14 protein-coding genes are annotated in these 15,747 nt (G+C 74.7%); 6 read left to right on the top strand and 8 right to left on the bottom strand.

Annotated elements, in window-relative coordinates; genetic code table 11:
• The first annotated feature begins 58 nt into the window (after positions 1 to 58).
• Both ACZ58X_RS01450 and ACZ58X_RS01445 read left to right on the top strand, forming a co-directional pair.
• Positions 59 to 631, top strand: a complete 573-nt coding sequence (locus tag ACZ58X_RS01450; protein ID WP_470331609.1) for a DUF6542 domain-containing protein — start codon at positions 59 to 61, stop codon at positions 629 to 631.
• A complete protein-coding gene (locus tag ACZ58X_RS01445; RefSeq protein ID WP_470331608.1) occupies positions 624 to 2,240 on the top strand; it encodes an LCP family protein in 1,617 nt (538 codons plus the stop codon). Before ACZ58X_RS01450 ends, ACZ58X_RS01445 begins: the two co-directional genes overlap by 8 nt.
• A 159-nt stretch (positions 2,241 to 2,399) precedes the next feature.
• On the opposite strand, the gene ACZ58X_RS01440 is transcribed toward ACZ58X_RS01445, so the two are convergent.
• Positions 2,400 to 3,206: a nucleotidyltransferase gene (locus ACZ58X_RS01440; protein ID WP_470331607.1), complete on the bottom strand. Its 807-nt coding sequence runs from the start codon at positions 3,204 to 3,206 to the stop codon at positions 2,400 to 2,402.
• Between the two features lie 113 nt (positions 3,207 to 3,319).
• On the opposite strand from ACZ58X_RS01440, the gene ACZ58X_RS01435 reads away from it, so the two are divergent.
• Positions 3,320 to 3,757 (top strand): DUF4259 domain-containing protein, encoded by a 438-nt coding sequence (locus tag ACZ58X_RS01435; RefSeq protein ID WP_470331606.1) that lies wholly within the window; start codon positions 3,320 to 3,322, stop codon positions 3,755 to 3,757.
• Between the two features lie 13 nt (positions 3,758 to 3,770).
• On the opposite strand, the gene ACZ58X_RS01430 is transcribed toward ACZ58X_RS01435, so the two are convergent.
• Positions 3,771 to 4,994: an MFS transporter gene (locus ACZ58X_RS01430; protein WP_470331605.1), complete on the bottom strand. Its 1,224-nt coding sequence runs from the start codon at positions 4,992 to 4,994 to the stop codon at positions 3,771 to 3,773.
• A gap of 131 nt (positions 4,995 to 5,125) precedes the next feature.
• Between ACZ58X_RS01430 and ACZ58X_RS01425 the strand changes: the two genes are divergently transcribed.
• On the top strand, positions 5,126 to 5,569 hold the full coding sequence (locus tag ACZ58X_RS01425) for a winged helix-turn-helix transcriptional regulator (RefSeq protein ID WP_470331604.1): 444 nt from the start codon (positions 5,126 to 5,128) through the stop codon (positions 5,567 to 5,569).
• A gap of 63 nt (positions 5,570 to 5,632) precedes the next feature.
• On the opposite strand, the gene ACZ58X_RS01420 is transcribed toward ACZ58X_RS01425, so the two are convergent.
• Positions 5,633 to 6,958, bottom strand: coding sequence for a DUF6777 domain-containing protein (locus ACZ58X_RS01420; protein WP_470331603.1), 1,326 nt, complete (start codon positions 6,956 to 6,958; stop codon positions 5,633 to 5,635).
• Between the two features lie 408 nt (positions 6,959 to 7,366).
• On the opposite strand from ACZ58X_RS01420, the gene ACZ58X_RS01415 reads away from it, so the two are divergent.
• The gene (locus ACZ58X_RS01415; RefSeq protein WP_470331602.1) at positions 7,367 to 8,737 is read left to right on the top strand and encodes a streptophobe family protein; all 1,371 of its coding nucleotides are present in this window, start codon (positions 7,367 to 7,369) and stop codon (positions 8,735 to 8,737) included.
• A gap of 37 nt (positions 8,738 to 8,774) precedes the next feature.
• Here the strand turns inward: ACZ58X_RS01415 and ACZ58X_RS01410 are convergent, their stop codons facing one another.
• From ACZ58X_RS01410 to ACZ58X_RS01395, 4 genes are all read right to left on the bottom strand, one after another.
• On the bottom strand, positions 8,775 to 9,149 hold the full coding sequence (locus ACZ58X_RS01410) for a DUF1304 family protein (protein WP_380398094.1): 375 nt from the start codon (positions 9,147 to 9,149) through the stop codon (positions 8,775 to 8,777).
• Between the two features lie 22 nt (positions 9,150 to 9,171).
• On the bottom strand, positions 9,172 to 10,161 hold the full coding sequence (locus ACZ58X_RS01405; protein ID WP_470331878.1) for a serine/threonine-protein kinase: 990 nt from the start codon (positions 10,159 to 10,161) through the stop codon (positions 9,172 to 9,174).
• 95 nt (positions 10,162 to 10,256) lie between these two features.
• Entirely contained in the window at positions 10,257 to 10,889 is a 633-nt protein-coding gene (locus ACZ58X_RS01400) for a hypothetical protein (RefSeq protein WP_470331601.1), read from the bottom strand.
• Between the two features lie 109 nt (positions 10,890 to 10,998).
• Positions 10,999 to 13,383, bottom strand: a complete 2,385-nt coding sequence (locus tag ACZ58X_RS01395; RefSeq protein WP_470331600.1) for an ABC transporter ATP-binding protein/permease — start codon at positions 13,381 to 13,383, stop codon at positions 10,999 to 11,001.
• Between the two features lie 125 nt (positions 13,384 to 13,508).
• Here ACZ58X_RS01395 and ACZ58X_RS01390 point away from each other — a divergent pair, with 125 nt between their 5' ends.
• Entirely contained in the window at positions 13,509 to 14,858 is a 1,350-nt protein-coding gene (locus tag ACZ58X_RS01390) for an acyltransferase (protein ID WP_470331599.1), read from the top strand.
• Between the two features lie 19 nt (positions 14,859 to 14,877).
• On the opposite strand, the gene ACZ58X_RS01385 is transcribed toward ACZ58X_RS01390, so the two are convergent.
• Positions 14,878 to 15,663 carry a DUF3050 domain-containing protein gene (locus ACZ58X_RS01385; protein ID WP_470331598.1) on the bottom strand — a complete coding sequence of 262 codons (786 nt, stop codon included), beginning with the start codon at positions 15,661 to 15,663 and terminating at the stop codon, positions 14,878 to 14,880.
• Positions 15,664 to 15,747 lie beyond the last annotated feature (84 nt).

Genomic DNA, 15,747 nt, shown 5'->3' with positions numbered 1-15,747 from the left:
CGGCACGAGGGGCGGCGTGGTCGCGTCGCCGCAGCCGCAACGATCGAGGGAAGTGCGCATGGCCGGCCAGCGGGCGAGAACGCCGTACCAGGACGCGGGACCTCGCACCGAGGACCCCGCCGTGCCCGCCCAGCGCTCCCGAGCGGCCGGCGGTGACCCCGACCCGTCGCGGGAGGCCCACCCCCAGCGCGCCGGGGCCTCGCGCCGCAGGCAGCAGGCCCGTCGGCGCGGCGGACTGGTCGCCGCGCTCGCCGCGGTGGGGCTGCCGCTGCTCGGCGGGATCGGCGACGAACTGGGCGGCCCCGGCGTCGGCATCCTGTTCGCGGTCGGCGCGGTGCTCGGCACCGGTGTCGCGGCCGTGCTGTGCAGCCGGAGCGGCCGCTGGTGGGTGCTGACCGCGACCCCCGTGGTGGTGCTGCTGACGGCCTCGGGCGTCGAGTACGTGGCCAATCCCGACAAGTACCAGGGCAAGGGCCTGGGCACCGGCGCGGTGCGCTGGGTGGTCGGGGCGTTCCCGGTGATGGCGACGGCGCTGGTGGTCGCGCTGCTGGTGATCGTGGTGCGCACGGTGCTGGACCGCCGCCGGCCCCCCAGGGCCGGTGCCCCGAGCGGAAGGGGCCGCCGTGGCTGACCGCACCAACCGCACCAAGCCCACCAACCGCACCAAGCGCCCGCGCGGCCGGTCCCCGCGCCGGGGATCCGCCCCGCTGACCGTGGCCGGCCGCACCCTGGCCTGCACCGTCTCGGCCGCCGTGCTCGGCGCCAGCGGCTTCACCTGGTACGAGTACCGCAGCCTGGACGACGGCATGATCAAGTCCGGTGCGCTGAACGAGGCGAAGAAGAACGCCCCGCCGCACCTGGACAAGTCCGTCAACCTGCTGCTGATCGGCCTCGACAGCCGCAAGGACATGGACGGCAACGACCTGCCCAAGCAGTTCGTCGAGGACGAACTGCACGCCGGCTCCAGCGAGATCGGCGGCTACAACACCAACGCCCTGATCGTGCTGCACATCCCGGCCAACGGCGGGAAGGTCACCGCGCTGTCCGTGCCGCGCGACGACTACGTGCAGACCGTCGGTGCCGACGGCAAGATGCACAAGATCAAGGAGGCCTACGGCATCGCCAAGGAGGCCGCCGAGGCGAAGCTCGCGGGCAAGGGCCTCTCCAAGGCGGATCTGGAACGCCAGAGCCGGGAGGCCGGCCGCTCGGCCACGATCCAGACCGTGCAGAGCTTCCTGGACGTCCCGATCGACCACTTCGCCGAGGTCAACCTGATCGGCTTCTACGACATCGCCAAGGCCGTGGAGCCGATCCAGGTCTGCCTCAACCACCCGGTCGACGATCCGATCATCGCCCGGACCGCCGCGCACGAGGGCGGCGGGACCGGCCTCAAACTGCCCGCCGGGATCAGCTCGTTGGACGCCGCCCAGGCGCTGTCCTTCGTCCGCCAGCGCCACCACCTCACCAACGGCGACCTCGATCGCACCCACCGGCAGCAGGCGTTCATCTCCTCCGTCGAGTACAAGCTCAAGCAGCAGGGCATCCTCAACGACTTCGGACAGATGCAGAAGCTGTTCGGGGTGGTGAAGAAGGACGTCGTGATCGACAACGAGTGGAACATCCTCGACTTCGCCCAGCAGGCGCCCAACCTCACCGGCGGCAACGTCGAGTTCAACACCCTGCCCATCACCGGGTTCAAGACCATCGGCGGGCAGGAGGTCAACACCGTCAACCCGGACCTGATCAAGAAGATCGTCCGGCAGCTGTTCAACCGCGAGCAGGCGCCCGCCGCCCCGGCCGCGGCACCCGGCGACGCCCCGGGCGAGACGGCCTCGCCCTCGCCCAGCGCCGCGCCCAAGTCCGTGGTCGACGTCAACGCGGCGGCGGGCGCGGGTGCCGCCGCCACCGAGTCCAAGGCGCTGGTCGACCTCGGCTACCAGCCCGGCCGGATCGGCGACGCGCCCGCGCGGATCCGCACCACCACCGTGGCCTACGGCACCGGCGCCAAGGCGGACGCCCAGACGCTCGCCGCCCGGTACGGCGTCACCGCCGCCCCGTCCTCGGCCGTCCCGGCGGGCCACGTCCTGGTCACCCTCGCCGCCACCCGGACCGCGACCCCCACCCCGGCCGCGCCCGCCTCGGGCGCCCCCGCGCCGGCCGGCGGCTCCGCCGACCCGGCTGCCGGGCTGCCGATGCAGGGGCCGGCGGTGAAGGCCGGCGGGATCCCCTGCGTGGACTGAGCGGGGCGCCGCGCGGTCACCGGCCCGGCCGGTGACCGCGTCTCACCGGGGGTGCGTCACCGGGGTGCGGCGGTGGCCGAGCATCGCACCGGGGGTGCGGTTGCACCCGGAGGTGCGGTCGGACCCGGGCGCGCTGTCGGCCCGGCCGGGCTCCGCCGGTCAGGGGCGCGGGGTCTTCTCGCCGTGGACGGCGGTGTACTCGGCGGCCAGCCACGGGGCCAGTCCGTCGATGAGGGCGGCCAGGACCGCCCGGTCGGTGGTGGGGGTGCGGGCGACGACGGCGGCCAGGCGCATCCGGTCGGCGTGGTCGGGGTAGTGGGCGGCGAAGGCCTCGGCGGAGGCGGTGAGGTCGCTGGTCCAGCCGCCCCAGCGGGGCATCACCAGGGTGAAGCCGGTGCGGACGAGCCGGCGGGAGACCGCGCGGCTGAGCGCGGTGAGCTGCGCGTCCGTGTCGGCGGAGGCCAGTCGCTCGCGCCAACGGGGAAGAACGCGCGCGAGGTCGCCGTTGGTCTCGCGGGCGAGCAGGGAGTCCGGGCGGTAGCGGGGGAGTCGCCCGGCGAGGTCCTGGCCGAGCAGCGGGGTGCACAGGCAGGCGACGAACCAGCCGAGGTCGTGCCGCTCCAGCTCGCTGAGCAGCGTGCCGGTGCCGAACAGGAGCACGCCGACGCCGTCGACCTGCGGGAAGTCCGCGTCGAGGGCGGCTTCGAGGGCGTCGGCAGCGCGCCGGTCGTCGGGCGTGGGCTCCCGGTGCAGGGCGAGCAGCAGGTCGAGGTCGGAGACGCCGGGGACGGCCGTGCCGCGCGGGATGCTGCCGTACAGGTAGGCGCCGTGCAGGCGGTCCGGGCCGAAGGCGGCGGCGATCCGCGCCCGGGCGGCGTCGACCACCGGCGCGAACTCCGGCCGGACGCGCTCCAGCGAGCCCTCCCGCGCGATGTACCCGTCCTCGTCCAGCCCCTGAGTGTCCATGGGGCGAACCCTGCCGTACCGTCACGTGGTTGACCAGCGTATTTCCGGGGTCCGGGCGAATTGTCAGTGGGGCGTGCCAGCATCCATTGCACACGAACACGAGGGGAATTCTCATGGGCACCTGGGACATCGGCCATTTCGACAACGACACTGCGGCGGATTTCGCCGGTCACCTCGACGCCGCCGTGCCGGGTGAGCGTGCGGGCCTCGTCCGGGCGGCGCTGGAGCGCGCCGCCCGGAGCTCGGAGTACCTGGACGGCGACGAGGGAGCGCAGGCCGTCGCGGCTGCGGCGCTGGTGGCCGCGCAGTGCCCGGGTGGAGCGGCGGTGACGACCGCCTACGGTCCCAAGGAGCCGATCGGCCCGCTGCCCGCCGAGCTGCGCCCGCTCGCGGTCGGAGCGCTCGACCGGGTGGTGGCGGAGGGGTCGGAGCTGGTCGCGCTGTGGGACGAGGCGGGGGCCACCGGGCTGTGGCGGGAGCTGATACGTGCCCTGCGGGAGGTCCTGGCACCGGCGGAGCCGACGGCGGCCGTTCCGCTGCCCGGCGTGTGACGTCGGCTCAACTTCACTGTGCCGTCAGCCAGTAGGCGAGCGCGGCGAGGCTGGTGGCGGCCCCGAGCGCGCAGACGGCGTGCCAGCCGCCGTGGTCGTACACCAGGGTGGAGGCGATCGCGCCCGCTCCGCAGCCGACGGAGTACAGCAGCATGTAGCCCGCGGTCAGGCGGCTCCGGGCCTCGGGACGGACCTGGTAGAGGAGGTGCTGGTTGACCACGTGCACGGACTGGAGGCCGTAGTCGATGACGACCACGGCGAGCACCAGCCACCACACCGAGTGCGGCAGCAGTGCGGCCGGGAGCCAGGCGGCGAGCATGGCCACCAGGCCGAGGCCGGCGGTGCGTTCGGCGTGACGGCGGCCGCGGTCGGCCTGGCGGCCCGCGTGCCCGGCGCCGAGCGCACCGGCGGCGCCGGCCAGTCCGAACAGGCCGATCTGGGTGTGGCTGAGATCGAAGGGCGGCGCGGCGAGCGGGAGGACCATCGGGGTGAGCAGGACGGTGACGGAGGTGAAGGTGAGCAGGGCGAGTACGGCGCGCACGCGCAGCACGCGCTCCTCGGCGAAGAGCGTGAACACCGAGCCGACCAGGCGCGGGTAGCGGATCCGCCCGGCCGGGCCGCGGCGTTCGGGCGGCAGGACGGCCGCGACGGCGAAGGCCATGGCGCCGGTCGCGACGGCGGAGGCGAGGTAGACGGCGCGCCAGCCGGCCAGGTCGCCGATCGTCCCGGCGACGGTGCGTGCGAGCAGGATGCCGACCACGATGCCGCTGGTGACGGTGCCGACCACCCGGCCCCGGTCGCCGGGCGCGGCGAGCGAGGCGGAGTGGGCGACGACGACCTGGGCGACGACGGCCAGCACCCCGACGGCCGCCATCGCGGCGAGCAGCAGCGGAGCGGAGGGTGCGACGGCGACGGCGAGCAGGGCGAGGACGGACAGCCCGAGTTGGGCGGTGGCCAGGGTGCGGCGGTCGACGTGGTCGCCGAGCGGGACGAGCAGCAGCAGGCCGAGCCCGTAACCGACCTGGGTCAGGGTGCCGACCAGGCCGATGGTGGCCGGGTCGATGCCGTAGTCCCGGGCGATCAGGTCCAGGAGTGGCTGGGAGTAGTAGACGTTGGCGACGGCCAGGCCGCACGTGACGGAGAGCAGCCAGGCCGCGGCTGGTGACAGGCTGCGCGGCGGCGTGGCCGCGCGCGTCGCGTCGGTGGTGGGCGGGCCGGTGGGAGCGGGGGAGGTCATGAGCGGGAACCCCTCGACGGGCAGAGTTGGTTTCAATGTGCTACCACGCCACCCTGGCATATCCTGGTTTCAACAAGCAACCACGCGTTCGGCGGTACGCTGGCCGCCGACCGGTCGAGAGGTGGGACGAAGTGCCGAAACGCACCACGCACGAGGAGTCGACCTGCCCGGTCGCCCGCCCGCTCGACGTGGTCGGCGACGGCTGGACGCTGCTGATCGTCCGGGACGCCTTCGACGGGCTGCGCCGCTTCGGGCAGTTCCAGAAGAACCTGGGGCTGGCCAAGAACATCCTGTCGGCGCGGCTCGCCAACCTGGTCGCCAACGGGGTGTTCGAGCTCGCCCCGGCCTCCGACGGCAGCCCCTACCAGGAGTACCTGCTCACCGAGAAGGGCCGCGCGCTGTTCCCGGTGATCACCGCGCTGCGGCAGTGGGGTGACGAATGGTTCTTCGCCGGAGGTGAGCCCCGGGCCAGGCTGGTCGACCGCGCCTCGGGTGCCCCGGTCGCCCCGGTGGAGGTGCGCTCGGCGGACGGGCGGTTGCTCGGCCCGGACGACGCGAAGGTGCTGCTGCCCTGAGACGTGCCGCCGCCACCGGCCGACGGACGGACGGTGGCGGCGGGGTTCCGGCTCGGGACTACGTCAGGGTGTGGTCGTGGTCGGACAGGGCGGCAGGGTCGACGGCGCCGTGCTGGCGCAGGTCGCGCCCGGCGTCCTCGGCGCGGTGCCGGTCGAGGTCGTCGTGCCGGACGAGGTCGTGCCCGTCGAGGTCGTAGTGCCCTCGCTCGTTGTGCCGGTCCCGGCCGTGGTGGTCTTGCTGGTCGGCGCCTCGCTGAGCGTCGTCGCGGACGAGGAGTGCGTCGTCGCGGTGCTCTCGGACGGCTTGCCCGACGTGGTCGACGAGGTGGCCGAGGCCGAGCCCGTCCCGGTGGAGGCGCCGGAGGACGTCGCGCCGCTGGACGTCGCCCCGGAGGAGGTGGCCCCGGACGACGTCGCGCCCGAGGAGGTCGCGCCCGAGGTCGAGGACGTGGCACCCGAGGAAGTCGCACCCGACGAAGTCGCGCCCGAGGAAGTCGCGCCCGAGGACGTGGCACCGGACGAGGTCGCCCCGGAGGAGGACGAGCCCGAGGTCGAGGCCGTCGCCGTCGGCGACGTGGGCTTCCACGGCACGGGCGGCGGAACGCCCGGCACGAGTTGCTTCGGCGGCTCGACGCGCTTGTCCACCACCTCGATCCGACCGGTCAGCCGGGAGAACCAGCCGCCCGTCTCGATGTTCACCAGGATGATCTCGGTCACCGGCTGCGGGGCCGGCACCACCACGATCAGCGTGGTCGGCTCGAAGCCCGTCCAGGCCTTCCCGGTGTACTTGGCGTTGCTCACCAGTACCGCCGGCTTCAACGGGTTGCCGCAGGCGCAGCGCACCCGGGGCACGCCCTGGGCGTCCACCAGGACGGCGGTGCCCGCCTGCAGCACGGACTGGTACTCCACCACGGCGCCGCTCTTGTAGCTGTGGTTGGTCACCCGGGTGTCCACCCGCAGGTAGGCCGAGGTCAGCGAGCGCAGGTAGGACGGGATCGCGGACTGTTCGATGCCCGCCGCCGAGGCCCAGGCCCGTCCGGCGTCACCGCTGGAGACCATGCCGATCAGCCGCTCGGTGTCGCAGCTGGGCCGGCTCATCGTCCCGCCGTACAGCCCCGCCGAACTGCCCTGCACGCTGTGCAGGACGGCCGGGGAGCTGCTCTTGGAGGTGCCGCCCGGTTGCGCCGCCGCGCTGGTGGGAGCGGGGGCCGGGGCGCTCACGCCCTGGGTTTCCACCGATGGGGTGAACGGCGCCGGTCCGGGGTCGGCCGGGGCCTGGAGGGCGACCTCGTTGGCGGTCGGGACGGCCTCGTTCTTGCCGCCCTGGTTGTTGACGATCAGCACCGTCGCCACCACGGCCGCCACCACCACGCCCGCCGCGACCGACAACCCCTTCCCGGAGCGCCACCACGGCGTGCGCGGACCGCGCCCGCTGCCCGCGCTGGAGCCGCCCCCGCCGCCCGGCGACGGGCCCGAGGGGCCCGAGGGCGGCGGCGGCACGGACGGCGGTCCGCCCGTGCCGCCACCCGACGGGGGACCGGCCAGCGGGCCGGACGGGGGACCGGAGGGCGGCTCGCTCGGCGGGCCGGACGGGGGCGGTTGGGAACTCATCGAGGCTCCGTTTCGCAGGCGGCCGACACGAACGGTCGGCACGGGAAGCTCCTGCCACTGGGTTCCATTTCTCCCCCGGTGCCCCGTTCGCCGCAACAGCAGGTGGTCCCGCCGTCGCCGAGCGTGCCCCGCGGCGGTCGGTCACTCTGGGAACGGACCAGGCCCGTTCGAGCAGAGGGAGGCGGCATGCAGCAGCCCACCACCGGGGCCGCCGGCCCGCCCGGAGCCGTCCGCGGCTGGCTGGACGCGCTCGCCGTGGTGCTGGCCGGACTCGTCGCGATGGCGGCGGTGGCCGCGCTGGGCCTCTGGCTGGCCGGCGCGAGCGACCTCCCGGAGGGCGGCTTCCCGCCGGTGCTGGCCGCGACGCTGGCGCTGGCCGTCGGCGGTTCGGTGCAACTCGACGGCGGGGCGGGCAGCTTCGCGGCGGTGGACGCCGGGGTCACTGCGATGCCGCTGAGCGTCTCGCTGGTCGGCGCGGTGGTGATCGCCGAGGTGTTCCTGCGTCAACTGCGGTTCCGCGCGGTCGCGGGCGGCGGTGAACTGCTGGGCCGGATCGCCCGGACGGTGGTGCTCTGGCTGATCGCCCTGGTGGTGATCACCGTCACCGCCAAGCACACCTTCGTGATCCAGCTCGGCGGCAGCTTGGTGGAGACCATCGGCGGCGCGCTCGGACTCACCCCGGAGGTCGGCTTCCACGCGGACGGCGCCACCACCATCGGCATCGGGCTGGCCTGGCTGCTGCTGGTGTTCGCCGCGGTCTTCGCGGTCTCCCGCCGGGCGCCGCTGCCGCGCGGCCTGTTGCGCTACCAACTCGCCGTCCGCCCGGCCGCGTTCGCGCTCTGGACGGTCCTGCTCGGGTATGTCGCGATCGGCGCGGTGGCCGGGGTCGTCACCGCGCTCGTGCACGGCAACGCCCGCTCGACCATGGCCGTGCTGCTGCTCGCCCTGCCCGACCTGGTCTGGCTGGCCTTCGGTCTCGGCCTCGGTGCCGTCTGGCACGGCCGGCTGGTCGGCGCGCTCGGCCTGCCCGTCCCCCAACCGCTCAGCGCGGTGCTGCGCGCCCCCGGGGGGAAGGAGGCGACCATCGACCTCGCCGCCCTGGCCGACCACGACGCGCGCAGCTGGTGGCTGCTGCCGGTGGCCGCCGTGCTGCTGACCGCCGCCGCCTTCCTGGCCGCCCGCCGCTCCCCGCGCGGCGTCCGGCTCTGGCAGCACTCCGTGCGCTTCGCGCTGGCCACCGCCGTCACCGTCCTGCTGGTGGGCCTGTGGACCCGGATGGACGCCGACTATGGGCTGTCCGTGCTGGGCGTCGGCCTCGGCCAGGGCGGACTCGGGGACCTGCTCGGTGCGGTGCTCGGCGGGGACAACCCGGTGTCGGCGCTGGGCAGCGGCAGCCTGACGCTGCGCCCGGAACTGTGGACGGCGGTGCCGCTGGCGGCCGGCTGGGGGCTGCTGACCGGACTGCTCGGGGCGCTGCTGGCGGCCCGGGTGCGGCACCCCGGGGAGGTCACCGGGGAGGGCGCCGCGGAGAGCACCGGAGCGGGCACCGGCCGCTGAGCCCGGAGCGGATACCGGCACCGGGGCCGCCCCGGCCTCAGAGCAGTTCGGCGAGCAGGACGGCCGCCGCCGGGACCGCCTGGCCGAGGGCGCCGCGCCACAGCTTCGGCTCCGAGACGAACAGGGTGGTCCCGCCGGCCACCATGAAGGCCGCGATGTAGAGGATCACCGGCCGCCCCGCCCCCGAGTGCCCGGTGTGCAGCAGGACCAGCCCGGCGACCAGCCCGAGGGCCAGGAACAGGTTGTAGAAGCCGACGTTGAACCGCCACAGCCGGACCTCCGGGGCGTCCGCCGTGCTGCCGGTGAGCAGGTAGCGCACCCTCGGGTGCCCGTACAGGTAGCTCTCCAGTGGCCACACCACGAGGTGGATCGCGGCGGCGAGCATCGCGAAGACCTGGCTCACGGCGTTCATGGTCGACGGCTTTCCAGAGCTTCTAGGACGGGGCCCGACGGTCCCGGGACGGCGGGTGGACGACCGGGCCGGCCCAGTCGGGCGGGTCCGGCACCGGGGTGGGGCCGGGGGCCCGGGCGACCGCGGGGACGATCCGGGTGGGCGGACCGTCCGCCGTCCAGGGCGCGGGCCCGTTGGCCGCGCGCAGCTCGGCGACGAACTGCAGGCAGCTGTCGTACCGCTCCCCGGGCGACTTGGCGAGCGAGCGGGCCACCGCGGCGTCGACGGCCTCGGGGAGGTCCGGGCGGTGCCGGCGCAGTTCGGGCGGCGGGTCGTTGAGGTGGGCCCAGAGCAGCGCGAGGTCGCTCTCCCGGCGGAACGGCGGGGTGCCCGCGAGCATCTCGAAGACCACGCAGCCGAGCGCGTACTGGTCGCAGCGCCCGTCCAGCGGCCGGCCGGAGATCTGCTCGGGCGCGGCGTAGTCGAGGGTGCCGACGATCTGGCCGACGCTGGTCAGCCCGCTGAGCGAGAGGGATTTCTTGGTGAGCCCGAAGTCCGCCAGGTAGAGGTGCTCGGGGTGTTCGCTGTCGGTGCCGGCGGCGACCAGGACGTTGCCGGGTTTGACGTCCCGGTGCACCAGTTCGTGGTCGTGCGCGGCGTCCAGGGCGGAGGCGATCTGCAGGGCCAGCCGGGTGGCGCGCTCGATCGGGAGCGGGGCGTCCCGGTTGATCAGCGCGCGCAGGTCGCCGCCCTCGACGTAGCGCATCGCCAGGTAGAGGATGCCGTCGTGCTCCCCGGCCTCGAACACCGGGACGATGTGCGGGTGGTCGATGCCGGCGGCGGCCTCGGACTCGTGCATGAAGCGCCGCCGGAACACCTCGTTGCGGGCCAGCTCGGGGGCCAGCAGTTTGACCGCGACGGTCCGGCCGAGCCGCAGGTCCTTGGCCCGGTAGACCACGGCCATCCCGCCGCGCCCGATCTCCTGCTCCAGCCGGTAGCCCGCCACCTTCCGCCCGACCAGGCCGGCGGGCAGCCCGCTGTCCGAGGTCGGGGTCGAGGTCGAGGCCGGGGCTGGGGTCGCGGCAGCTGCCGGGGCGGAGGCCGTGGCCGGGGGCGGTTCGCCGGGCGTCACGGCTCACCCGTCCGGGTGGGCGCGTACGGGCCCTGCTCCTGCGGGTCGGGCACCGGTGCGGCTCCCGGCGCGACCGCGGGCCCGACGGCCGCCTGCCGATCGGTGGCCGCCTGCCGATCGCCGGTCGCCCGCCGATCGCCGGCCGGCTGCCGGTCGGTGGCCGCGTACGTCTGCAGCTGGAGCCCGTCGCAGTAGCACCAGCGGTCGTGCACCGGGTCGAACACCCAGAGCGCCTCGCCGTCCGCGACCAGGCCGATCCGCAGGCCGCGGGTGCGCTCCCGGAAGGACTCCAGGTCCAGGGCGCCCGCGGCGAGGTCCTCCAGCAGGGCGCGGTGCCGGGCGAGTGCGGCGCCGGCCTCGGCGAGGGCGGGCCGGGGGTCGGCGGTGCGGGCGGGCGGCCCGTCCGCGGCGGGGGGTGGCTGGGGCAGCACGACCAGTAGCCGGGCGTCCACCCAGGCGGTCCAGCCGTTGGAGCAGAGCACCTGGGCCCAGTCGCCCTGCCGGGCGATCAGCCGGACCGGGAGCAGCGGGTCGAGCCGGGCGGAGGGCCGTGCCGGGTCCGGCGCCGTCCAGGTCGCCAGGCCGTCCGGCGGGGCGACGTGGGTGGGGCGGAACGCGAACTCGTCCATGGGCGGGTACATTCCCTCCGCCGCGCCGACCCGGTGCCGGGGGGCAGGGGTCGCGAGCGGCATTCGCACCGCAGTTCGTCTCCCACTCTACCGGCGGGGGCGGGGGCGGCTACTTGCGCATGACGGTCGGCTCGTGCCGCCGCAGCAGGGCGAGCACCGCCAGGCCGTACGCCGCCGCGAGGGCGGCCAGCGCGCCCATGGAGACCAGCCAGCCGGTGCGCTCGGGGCGGAACATCGGGTCCGCGGTGATCGGGCTCGGCACGGTGAGCCGGTTCAGGTCGACGGTGCGGGCCATCGCCGACAGGCCCCACCGGGACGGCACCAGCCAGGCGAACTGCTCCAGGCCGGGCACGCCGTGCAGCCGGAGCATCAGGCCGCTGAACACGACCTGGACGATCGCGAGGAGCACCAGCAGGGGCATGGTGGTCTCCTCCTTGGCGACCAGCGCGGAGACCACCAGGCCCAGCATCATCGAGGTGAACGCCAGCAGCGCGACCGCGACGATCAGCTCCGGCAGCTGGGGCATTAGCACGCCGCTGGTCACCGGTGGCGGGGCGTTCGGGCGGGGCTGCGCGGTGAGCGTGACCCCGGCCAGGCCGACCACCGTCAGCACCGCGGCCTGCGCCACGGTGACCGCGCCGAGCACCACCACCTTCGACACCAGGTACGCCGACCTGGACAGGCCGACCACCCGCTCCCGCCGGTAGATCGCGCGCTCCTTGACCACCTCGCGCACCGCGTTGGCCGAGCCGGTGAGCACCCCGCCGAGACAGAGCGTGAGCAGGCAGTTGATGGCGTTCTCGTCGGTGAGCCGGCTGCCGGCCATCGCCCGGCACATCAGGCCGATGATGAACGGCAGCGCGACCATCACGGTCAGGAACAGCCGGTCGGCGGCGAGCACCGCGGCGTACCGGCGCACCAGCGTGCCCAGCTGGGAGAACCAGCCCTGCGGCTTCTCCCGGCCGACGGGCGACCCGGCCCGCCCGGCCGGCTCCGGTGGGCGCGCCGGGGGCACCGGGTGCGCCGCCTCGGCCGTCACGTACCGCTGGTACTGCGGCGAGGCGAGGAAGCGCTCCCGGCAGAGCCCTTCGGTGTCGTTCTCGAAGGCCTCGAAGGCCTCCGGCCACTCCGCCTCGCCGAAGTACGCCAGCGCCTCGGTCGGTGGCCCGTAGTAGGCGGTCCGGCCGCCGGGGGCGAGCACCAGCAGGCGGTCGCACACATTGAGGCTCAGCACGCTGTGCGTGACCACGACCACCGTGCGGCCGTCGTCGGCCAGGCCGCGCAGCAGCTGCATCACCGAGCGCTCCATGCCCGGGTCCAGCCCGGAGGTCGGCTCGTCCAGGAAGAGCAGCGAGGGCTTGGTGAGCAGTTCCAGCGCGATGCTGACCCGCTTGCGCTGGCCGCCGGAGAGGCTGGCGATCACCTGCTGCTCCCGCGCCTCCAGGCCCAGTTCGCCGATCACCTCGGAGACCCGGTGCTCCCGCTCCTCCTTCGCGGTGTCCCCGGGGAAGCGCAGCTCGGCGGCGTACGACAGGGCGCGGCGGACGGTCAGCTGGGTGTGCAGGATGTCGTCCTGGGGGACGAGGCCGATCCGGCGGCGCAGCTCCGCGTAGTCGCGGTAGAGGTCGCGCCCGTCGTACAGGACGGTGCCCTCGTCGGCGGGGCGCAGTCCGGTGAGGGCGTTGAGCAGGGTGGACTTGCCGGCGCCGCTCGGGCCGGCCACCGCGAGCAGGGCCTTCTCGGCGAGCGGGAAGCCCACGTCGTCCAACAGCACCCGGTGGTCCGGGCCGACCCGGACGACCAGGTGCTGGACGTCCAGCGAGACCTCGCCGGTGTCGGTGTACTCGACCAGCCGGCCGTCGGCCAGGCAGAGCGAGGAGTGGCCGATGCCGACCAGGTCGGCCGGGCCGACCGGGGCGCGGCGGACCGGGCGGCCGTTGAGGTAGGTGCCGTTGTGGCTGTCCAGGTCGACGATCTCGTGCCCGCCGTCCGGCAGTTCGCGCAGCTCGGCGTGGTGCCGGGAGACCACCAGGTCGTCCAGGACCAGGTCGTTGTCGGGGGCGCGGCCGATCCGCAGGGCGCGGCCGGGCAGTTCCAGCACCGCGCTCGGGCTGCGGAAGGTGCCGGAGCTCCGTGGGGCGAGCAGCACCGTCCGCTCGCCGGGGGCGGGGCCGGGCAGGCCGGCGAAGGTCGCGGACGGGCCGGTGGCCGGGTCGCCGAAGCGCAGCCGGGTGCCCGGGCCGACGTCCTCGTGGTCGATCCGGTGGCCCTGGTCGTAGGTGCCGTTGGTGCTGCCGACGTCCTCCAGCAGCCAGTGGCCGTCGGTGGCGCGCAGCACCGCGTGGTGCCAGGAGACCCGGGGGTCGTCCAGCACGATCTCGCTGGTCGGGTCCCGGCCCAGGTGGTAGGCCCGGGTGGGCTCGATCAGCCGGGATTCGCGGTCGGTGACCAGGACGAGGGGCGGCGCGGTGGGTGCGCCGGGGCGCTGTCCCATGCTCGGCATTCTATCGTCGGCGGGCCCGAACGGCCTTTCCGGATCCTGACATTGGACTGGACCACTGCCTCGGCGCGGCACTATCGTTCGGCGTGCCCGCAGGCCGAACCACCGGATGGGAACCCATGACGATCTGGCCGCATCCGCGCAGCTCCCGGACCGTCCGCGCCGGTCGGGCCGACGGCCGGGTGCTGCGCCTGGGCCTGATGGACACCATGCTCGCCGACCTCGCCGTCTCCGTCGTGCTCTGCTTCGACCGGCCGCTGGACGAGGACCGGCTCGCCGCCGGACTCGCCCGCGCCCTGGAGCGGGTGCCGGTGTTCGCCGGCCGGCTGCGGACCGAGGACGGCGCGCTCCGGGCGGTCTGCGACGACTCCGGGGTGCCGCTGGCGGTCTACACGGTGGACGGCACCCTCGCCGAGGCGATGGCCCGGGTGGTCGCGGCCGGCTCCGAACTGGTCGACCCGGTGGACGCCGTCGCCGCGCGCACCGGCGCCGCCCCGCTGTTCACCGTCCGGCTCACCCGGACCTCCGACGGCGGGACGGTGCTCGGCTGCTCCTGGCACCACGCGATCGGGGACCTGCACAGCTTCGCGCTGCTGCTGCGGATCTGGTCCGCGGCGGTCGAGGGCGAGCCGCTGCCGGAGGCCGAACTCGTCGACGACCAGGACGCGTTGCTGGCCGCCGTGCTGCCGGCCGAGGACTGCGGGCGCCCCGGCTTCCGGCTGCCGGAACCGGCGGAGGCGGAGCAGCTGGCCCGCGAGGTCGCGGCCGGACCGCGCGCCAACCGGACCGTCCGGATCGCCTTCACCGAGGCCGAGGTCGACCGGATGCGCGAGGAGTTCGGGGCGGCCGCCGGGCGCCGGCTCTCTGCCGGGGACGTGCTCTGCGCCCATGTGCTCGCCACCCTGCGGGAGTTGGACGGCGACCAGGCCGAGCGGATGCTCACCGTCCCGGTCAACGCCCGCCGCTGGCTCGGCCTTTCGCCCGCCCTGGTGGGCAACCTGCTGAGCGAGGTGCACGTGCCGCACCGGCCGAAGGACGGCCCGGCGGTGCTGGCGGCCGCGCTGCGGACGGCGGTCGAGGAGTTCCCGACCGCCCACCTCAACCTGCGCTCCAACCTGGACTTCCTGGCGGGGCTGGGCCGTTCGCGGCTGGGCGAGTGCGTGCCGCTGGGCTTCGACCCGCAGCAGCGCCGGTTCAGCTTCTCCAACTGGAGCCGCTTCGGCGTCTACCGGGTGGCCTTCCAGGGCTGCTCCCCGGTGTTCGTCAGTCCGGCCGCCAACTACCCGCTGCCCTGGGTGAGTTGGACGATCGAGGGATACCGCGGCGAGGGGTGGCTCACCACCGTGGTGCTGCCCGCCCGGCTCGCCGCCCGGGTGCGCGGGGCGGACGGCCGGGCGGCGCTGCACCGGTTCCGGGCGGCGGGCGACGAGCCGCCCGCCTCGGCGGCGGTGCTGCCGAAGGTGCTGTGACGGCGGGCCCCGGGAGGGTCTAGAAGGACTGCTCGATCGCGGTCCACAGCCGCAGTCGGGCCTCCAGCGCCGTCCGGACGGTCTCGGCGCAGGAGTCCCACAGGGCCTGGTCGTCGCCGCACAGGTCGATCAGCATCTGCATCGCCATCGGGGTGTGCTGCTCGCCGTCCACCTCGATGTGGCGGGCCAGGTAGTCCTTGAAGACGGTGAGCACGCCGTCGGGGTCGTCGATGCCGACCACCTGGGTGAACATGTCCGGGATCAGGTCCTCGCGGCCGAACGCGAAGGCGGCGGCCCGGGCGTGCACCGGCGCGTTCTCCACGATCGACCAGGTGACGGAGGTGAAGTCCACCGCCGCGGCCGGCACCCCGGCGCCCTTGAGCGCCTCGGGCACGGCCGTGCCGGAGCCCAGCAGCGCCAGGAAGTCCGCCACCGGGCGGGGATCGGCGCCCGCCTGGCGCATGCCCTCGACGTACAGCTCGAAGTGGCTGGTGTAGCCCTCGCCCAGCTCGTCGCTCTCCTCCACCAGGACGATCTCGTTGATCAGCCGGCGGCTGGCGGTCGGGCCGCTCGGGACCCACGGCACGTCCACGCAGGTGAGGTCGCGCTGGAGGCTCTTGAGCAGCGACATGAAGTCCCAGACCGCGAAGACGTGGCTGTTCAGGAAGGTGCGGACGCGCGCGATGCTGGTCAGCGAGCGGTAGACGGAGTGCTCGACGACCTCGCGGCGCAGCGGGTCGATGGCCTGCTGGAGGCTGGTGAGGCCGGGGTGGGAACGGTCCCAGTGGTAGCGGTTGGTCGACATCGGTGCTCCTGTTCTCGGGGCGGGGGGATTGCCGTCGCGGTGGTGGCCGGGGAGCCGTGACGGGGGTCGGGGGTGTCGTGACGG

The organism is Kitasatospora sp. NPDC040550 (genome assembly GCF_055594965.1).
Note: the sequence above shows the minus strand (reverse complement) of the source record. Positions and strands in the feature narration are given on the sequence as shown.

Excerpts from the sequence above, each read along its gene's own strand:
- ACZ58X_RS01385 (WP_470331598.1), bottom strand. The coding sequence starts at position 15,663 with ATGTCGACCAACCGCTACCACTGGGACCGTTCCCACCCCGGCCTCACC.
- ACZ58X_RS01415 (WP_470331602.1), top strand. The coding sequence starts at position 7,367 with ATGCAGCAGCCCACCACCGGGGCCGCCGGCCCGCCCGGAGCCGTCCGC.
- ACZ58X_RS01435 (WP_470331606.1), top strand. The coding sequence starts at position 3,320 with ATGGGCACCTGGGACATCGGCCATTTCGACAACGACACTGCGGCGGAT.
- ACZ58X_RS01410 (WP_380398094.1), bottom strand. The coding sequence starts at position 9,149 with ATGAACGCCGTGAGCCAGGTCTTCGCGATGCTCGCCGCCGCGATCCAC.
- ACZ58X_RS01395 (WP_470331600.1), bottom strand. The coding sequence starts at position 13,383 with ATGGGACAGCGCCCCGGCGCACCCACCGCGCCGCCCCTCGTCCTGGTC.
- ACZ58X_RS01390 (WP_470331599.1), top strand. The coding sequence starts at position 13,509 with ATGACGATCTGGCCGCATCCGCGCAGCTCCCGGACCGTCCGCGCCGGT.
- ACZ58X_RS01430 (WP_470331605.1), bottom strand. The coding sequence starts at position 4,994 with ATGACCTCCCCCGCTCCCACCGGCCCGCCCACCACCGACGCGACGCGC.
- ACZ58X_RS01440 (WP_470331607.1), bottom strand. The coding sequence starts at position 3,206 with ATGGACACTCAGGGGCTGGACGAGGACGGGTACATCGCGCGGGAGGGC.
- ACZ58X_RS01400 (WP_470331601.1), bottom strand. The coding sequence starts at position 10,889 with ATGGACGAGTTCGCGTTCCGCCCCACCCACGTCGCCCCGCCGGACGGC.
- ACZ58X_RS01450 (WP_470331609.1), top strand. The coding sequence starts at position 59 with ATGGCCGGCCAGCGGGCGAGAACGCCGTACCAGGACGCGGGACCTCGC.